Consider the following 5,632-nt stretch of genomic DNA (forward strand, 5'->3'; position numbering starts at 1 on the left):
AGCAGGAGCAGGAGCAGGAGCAGGAGCAGGAGCAGGAGCAGGAGCAGGAGCAGGAGCAGGAGCAGGCCAAAGCGTAGCAGTCGCGCATCGCCATTCACCGCTACCACTGTGACCATCTAGGCACACCCATGGCCCTGACGGACCAGACAGGCCAGGTGGCCTGGGCCGCAAAGCTGGGCCCTGAGGCAATGTGCTGCAGGAATACAAGCCGCAGGGCATCCACCAGGCGATCCGACTGCCGGGGCAGCACCATGACAGGGAGACGGGGCTGTAGTACAACCGGCATCGGTATTACGAGCCGATGGTGGGGAGCTACATCAATCAGGATCCGATTGGGTTGATGGGAGGCAATAATCACTATATCTACCCTGTAAATCCCACGGGGTGGATAGATTCGTTAGGCTTACAGCAAGCCTACGTTGTTAATTTTCCAGATTATCCGGTGGAGTACGCCGAAGGTAAAACAAGCACGTGGCTTGGTGGGCATAGTGGTGTGTTGACATATGATACTTCAGTGAAAACACAATACTTTGAATACGGTATATACAACCCAAATGCAAAAGGAATTATTGGCTCTAAACTACCCCAAGACGACGGGCAAGAGATGCCGCCAAAGCAGGTCAATAATTTTATGAAAATAAACAAATCATTTATCTTGATAATTGCGCTAATTTTGGTGATTATTTACTTGGCATACTCGGTTGTCGATAAATCAATAACATTATCTTACTCAAATCAAGGGTGTGAATCAGCGCGTGCAGATATTGATAATGTCATTTCACTCATCGAGCGCGAATGGAGAGGAATGGATATGGAGCAGATTGCATATAAGTTAAAGAATTCATCCATCAATAAAAAAGCAGTTAACTCTCAAATAAAAATGGAAAATGATCTAATATGGTACGGTGATGTTAGATTTATTTTCTCTTCGGACCGATTGGTAAAAGTTGAATATTAAAAATAATATGGAATTTCCTGAGGTCAACTTCTGAGAGCGACATATGAGGTCCTTTTGGGCAACGACAGCATTATTACAGGGTCTGCCTGGTGATGAAAGGGCAGATGGAAGCATTACTCTACGGTAAAGGCACAGACGATGTTGATGGAGGGAACATCCATCGGATATCAAACATGCACATGTTCAACTACATGCACGAAGAATCAATTGTGATGAAAATATACAAAAATGAATATGGAATATTAGTTATGATAATAGGTGTTTTAACGGCTGTCGTCGGTGGTATTCTGGCTTTTTTATGGTTACCGCGAGGCGGTGCCGTTGTTGGTTTGATTGGAGCTATTCTTGGAATTTTTGGGTTGATTATTCATTTTTCAACAAACGTCAAAAGCATATTCGGCGGCGATTAATCGACCCATGAGATTTAATTAATATTGCAAATAGCTCTTGAACCATTCATTGCTTCAGCGATTGCTTTCCGATTATCTATTCATGAATCAATATAATTCCATCACTGGGTTTACGGAATAATGACTAGGGTATTTGCAATATTATTTTACATCACGCTATTTCTTCTTATATCTTCTAACTTATACAATTCCAAGTTCAGTCTTATTGGGAATTTATTTCAGACTGCAGTTTTCTTCGCATTCTTGTACGAGCATGGCTACAAGCTCTTCTGGAAGAATGGCGATGCAATAATGTTCCTTGCAGCATATCTTCTTCCATTTTTTATTGTTCTGCTTCTATTTCTCACGGCACTTTGATTTAAACAGGAGTTTGGAGAAATAAATATTGGCTTATTAGTTTTAAATCATTAAATAACACAACCATTTCCAAGAGGGACACATGACCGCAAAAACCACCCAAACCCTGATCCGCATCCTGCTCGCCACCCTGTCTCTCTCCGCAGCCACTGCCACCTACGCCGCGCAGTGCCCGCTGATTCCCGATGGCAATGCCACTCTGGAAGAGTCCGAGAGGGCTGCACTGCTCAGCGAGTTCAAGTTCGAGGCGCTGGACAAGGAACTGGCCCGCAGGCACAAGAAGAATCTTTCTTCCTCGGGCGGGGACTTGTTGACCATGCGGGATCTGCTGGGACTGCAGCAACTGAGCCTGCAGGAAGAGAACGTGATGCGCATGTGGGCGGATCAGCAGCCCAAGTCGTTCTTTGCCCAGCTCAATGCGGGCCTCTATTACGGCAACAAGGCATTTGGCGCCCGTGGCGAGGCGCCGGCCTCCAGGGTGACGGGCAGCCAGTGGAACACTGTCAAGCAGCTCAGCGCGAAGGCCCAGCCGTATCTGCAAAAGGCCATGGCGCTGGATGCCCGCTCGGCCTTGCCGCAGACGATGCTGATTGGATTGGCCGCGATGGAAAACCAGGTGGGTGGACGTACTGCGGCGCAGTGGCTGCAGGCGGCCGATCAGGCCGATCCCAAGAACCTGGCGGCCCGCGTCAATGCCCTCAATTACCTGAGCCCGCGCTGGGGCGGGTCCTTGGAGGGCCTGGACCAAATGGTGTCACAGGCCGTGAAGTCGCTGCCTTCGGCCAGCGCCAGCTATCTCCAATACAACCTGGTGCTTGCCAAGGCCAGCCATTACGAAGTCATGGAGAAGGACAAGAGCAAGGCCCAGGCCCTCTACAAACAGGCCAAGGACATGTGCGAAAACTCGGAGGCCGCACGGGCGGGCATGGTCAGGACGTACCAGTAATCAGGAAACAAGGCAGGCCCAAAGGCCTGCCTTGTTTTATCGCCCACAGCCTGCGGGCACACACACCCTCAAAACGTCGCCGAAGGCAGATCCTGCCGACTGAACACCAGCGACACCTTGGCTTCTTCCGGAATGGGCGGCAGTGAAGCATCCCATTGCTGCCAGGCTGCGCGTAGCTCGGCCAGGCGCTGGGGCTCGCGGTCGCGCAGATTGGCGCGTTCGCGCGGGTCATGGGCCACGTTGAAGAGGTATTCCACGCCTTCGATCTGCAGGTATTTCCAGTCGCCGCGCACCAGGGCGCGCTGGGCGCGGTGCTTCATGCGCCAGCACAGGTCGCGCTCGGGGTTCCAGGTACCGTCTTCCATCAGGGGCAGCAGGCTGACGCCGTCCAGCGGGTAGTCGGCGTGGCCGTCCACGCCCGCGGCGGCCAGGAAGGTGGCCGACCAGTCCATGGTCAGGTTGGGCGTGTCGCTGACGGCGCCTGCCGGCATGCGGTCAGGCCAGCGCGCCAGCAGGGGCACGCGGATGCCGCCTTCGAGCAGGTCCATCTTCTGGCCGATGAAGGGCCAGTTGTTGGAGAAACGTTCGCCGCCGTTGTCGCTGGTGAAGACGATGAGCGTGTTCTCGGCCATGCCCTTTTTCTCGAGCGCATCCAGCACCCAGCCAATGCCTTCGTCCATGTGGTGGATCATGCGCTGGTAGGTCTCGATGGTGCCGCCGTCGGTGTGCTTGCCGAAGCCGCCGATGCGCCGCGATTCCGCCAGGTCGTCGCGCGTGAGCCAGGGCCAGTGCGGGGCGCTGTAGTGCAGGGACAGGTAGAAGGGCTTGTCGGCCGTCTGGCGCTCGACGAAGTCCACGGCGCGGCGGCTCAGCAGGTCGGTGAGATAGCCCTCTTCCTCGTGCGGCTCCTCGTTGATCCAGAAGTCGGGGCGGCCACGCGGGTCGCAGTGGGCGAAGTAGTCGGCGCCGCCTGCGTGAAAGCCGTAGAACTCCTCGTAGCCCGACATGCGCGGGCCGAAATGCGGCGGGTAGCCCAGGTGCCATTTGCCGACCAGGGCGGTGGCGTAGCCGGCGTCGCGCAGCAGCGAGGCCACGGTGGGATGGTCGGGCGGCAGGCCCAGCACCTTGTCGCCGTGGACGCTGGCGATCGGCTCCTCGGCCGCGCCGCGCAGGCGGTACTGCCAGCGGCCCGTGGCCAGGGCAAAGCGCGTGGGCGAGCACACGGCCGAGTTGGAATAGCCACGCGTGAAGCGCATGCCCTGCGCGGCCATGGCGTCCAGGCGAGGCGAGACATCGGTGGCGCGGCTGTGCGCATCGCGCGCGCCCGTGCAGCCGAGGTCGGCATAGCCGAGGTCATCGGCCAGGATGAAGATCAGATTGGGGCGCTGGGTTGCCATGGGAGCCAGGAGACAGTGGATGCGTTGGGAAAGGGAGTATCGCCAAAACGGCGGTGCCTCAGGGCCACAGGCCCTGGTGGCGGCTTCAGTCGTTGGTCAGGTGGATGCGCCTGACCAGGGCGGCCCACTGCGCGGACTGTCCCTTGGCACGCGCCTGGGCCTCGGCCACGGTGGAGCCGACCATCTCGATGTCCAGGGCCTTGGCGCGTTCCTTTTGCTCGGGTGCGCGGATGGCCTCGTTCATGGCGTCGACAAAGCGTTTTTGCACGGCAGGCGGCACGCCCTTGGGTGCGGCCAGCAGAATCCAGAAGGTGCCGTCGAACTCGGGAAAGCCCGACTCGGCAATGGTCGGCAGCTCGGGCGCCAGCGCCGAGCGCGTCTTGCCCGAGGTGGCCAGGGCGATCAGCTTGCCGCTCTGGACCTGGGGCAAGACCGTGGGGCCGGCCAGGAAGCCGCAGTCCACCTGGCCGCCCAGCAGGTCCTGCATGGCCGGCGCGGGGCCCTTGTAGGGCACATGGACCATCTTGGCGCCCGAGGTAGCCAGCAGCGATTCCATGACCAGGTGGCCCGGCGAGCCCGCGCCGCCCGAGGCATAGGTCAGCTCGCGCGTCTTGCTGGCGGCCACCATGTCCTTGACCGACTTGAAGCCCGTGCCCGGGCCGCAGACCAGGGTCTGCGAGAAGCGCGCGGCCACGACCAGGGTTTCCAGCGCGTCGGCCTTGTAGCCCATGTTCTTGTAGACATGGGGGTTGACGGTGAGCACGGGGTCCATGGCCCACAGCCAGGTGTAGCCATCGGGCGCGGAGCGCGCGACCTCGGCCGCGCCGATGTTGCCGTTGGCGCCCGGCTTGTTGTCCACGACCACGGCCTGGCCCAGCGCCGCCTGCATGGCGGCGGCCACGGGGCGCAGCGAGATGTCGGACGGGCCGGCCGGCGGATTGGGCACGACGATGCGGATGGGCTTGGCCTTGGGCCATTCCTGGGCCAGGGCGGGCGCCGCGCACAGGCCGGCGGCGACCAAAGCCAGGGCGGCACGCGCCAGGGCTGCGAGGGGGCTGGGCATACTTGTCTCCTTGTCGTTGTCTTGCGGCCAATGTACGCAGGCCGCCGACAATGCATCTAATCCATCATCCCTAGCGTAAACCCGAAACCGGCCCGCGAGTCCATGACCGACCTCCACCGCTGGCGCCACCCCGCCGTGCTCGACGACATGTTCCTCTACCACCTGGCGCGGCTGCAGGCGGCCGCTGGCAGCCGCGTGGTGCGCCTGTGCGAGGGCCGCTACGGCATCACGCGGCGCGAATGGCGCATGCTCTGCCTGCTGGCCGAGGCCGGGCAGCTGCAGCCCTCGCAGCTGGCCGAGCAGGCGCAGCTGGACCGCACGCGCACCTCGCGCGCGGTCACGGCGCTGCTGGCCAAGGGCCTGGTGTGGAAAGAGAGCCAGGTGGGCGATGCGCGCCGCGCACTGCTGCGCCTGAGCGACACGGGCCGCGCCCTGCATACCGAGCTGTTCCCGCAGGTGCAGGCCATCAACCGCGAGCTCATGGACGCCGTGCCCGAGCCC

General features: G+C 59.4%; 6 protein-coding genes and 1 pseudogene. 5 read left to right on the forward strand and 2 right to left on the reverse strand.

The window, feature by feature from the left end; translation table 11 throughout:
* Positions 1 to 80 precede the first annotated feature (80 nt).
* The 4 genes and pseudogenes from L995_RS31950 to L995_RS09005 form a co-directional block, all read left to right on the forward strand.
* Positions 81 to 406 (forward strand): annotated as a pseudogene (locus tag L995_RS31950) (RHS repeat-associated core domain-containing protein); the annotation flags it as partial.
* A gap of 108 nt (positions 407 to 514) precedes the next feature.
* The gene (locus L995_RS32950; RefSeq protein WP_442855477.1) at positions 515 to 958 is read left to right on the forward strand and encodes an Imm58 family immunity protein; all 444 of its coding nucleotides are present in this window, start codon (positions 515 to 517) and stop codon (positions 956 to 958) included.
* Between the two features lie 104 nt (positions 959 to 1,062).
* Entirely contained in the window at positions 1,063 to 1,368 is a 306-nt protein-coding gene (locus L995_RS32955) for a hypothetical protein (protein WP_156136020.1), read from the forward strand.
* A 439-nt stretch (positions 1,369 to 1,807) separates the two neighbouring features.
* Positions 1,808 to 2,671: a DUF4034 domain-containing protein gene (locus L995_RS09005; protein WP_047471115.1), complete on the forward strand. Its 864-nt coding sequence runs from the start codon at positions 1,808 to 1,810 to the stop codon at positions 2,669 to 2,671.
* Between the two features lie 68 nt (positions 2,672 to 2,739).
* On the opposite strand, the gene L995_RS09010 is transcribed toward L995_RS09005, so the two are convergent.
* Both L995_RS09010 and L995_RS09015 read right to left on the reverse strand, forming a co-directional pair.
* A complete protein-coding gene (locus tag L995_RS09010; RefSeq protein ID WP_047471117.1) occupies positions 2,740 to 4,068 on the reverse strand; it encodes a sulfatase family protein in 1,329 nt (442 codons plus the stop codon).
* A gap of 85 nt (positions 4,069 to 4,153) precedes the next feature.
* A complete protein-coding gene (locus tag L995_RS09015) occupies positions 4,154 to 5,131 on the reverse strand; it encodes a tripartite tricarboxylate transporter substrate binding protein (protein WP_047471119.1) in 978 nt (325 codons plus the stop codon).
* Between the two features lie 102 nt (positions 5,132 to 5,233).
* On the opposite strand from L995_RS09015, the gene L995_RS09020 reads away from it, so the two are divergent.
* Positions 5,234 to 5,632 (forward strand): MarR family winged helix-turn-helix transcriptional regulator (locus L995_RS09020; protein ID WP_047471121.1); only part of this gene is annotated, 399 nt, incomplete at its 3' end.

This window comes from Delftia sp. ZNC0008, assembly GCF_000799035.1.
Lineage (GTDB): Bacteria > Pseudomonadota > Gammaproteobacteria > Burkholderiales > Burkholderiaceae_C > Comamonas > Comamonas tsuruhatensis.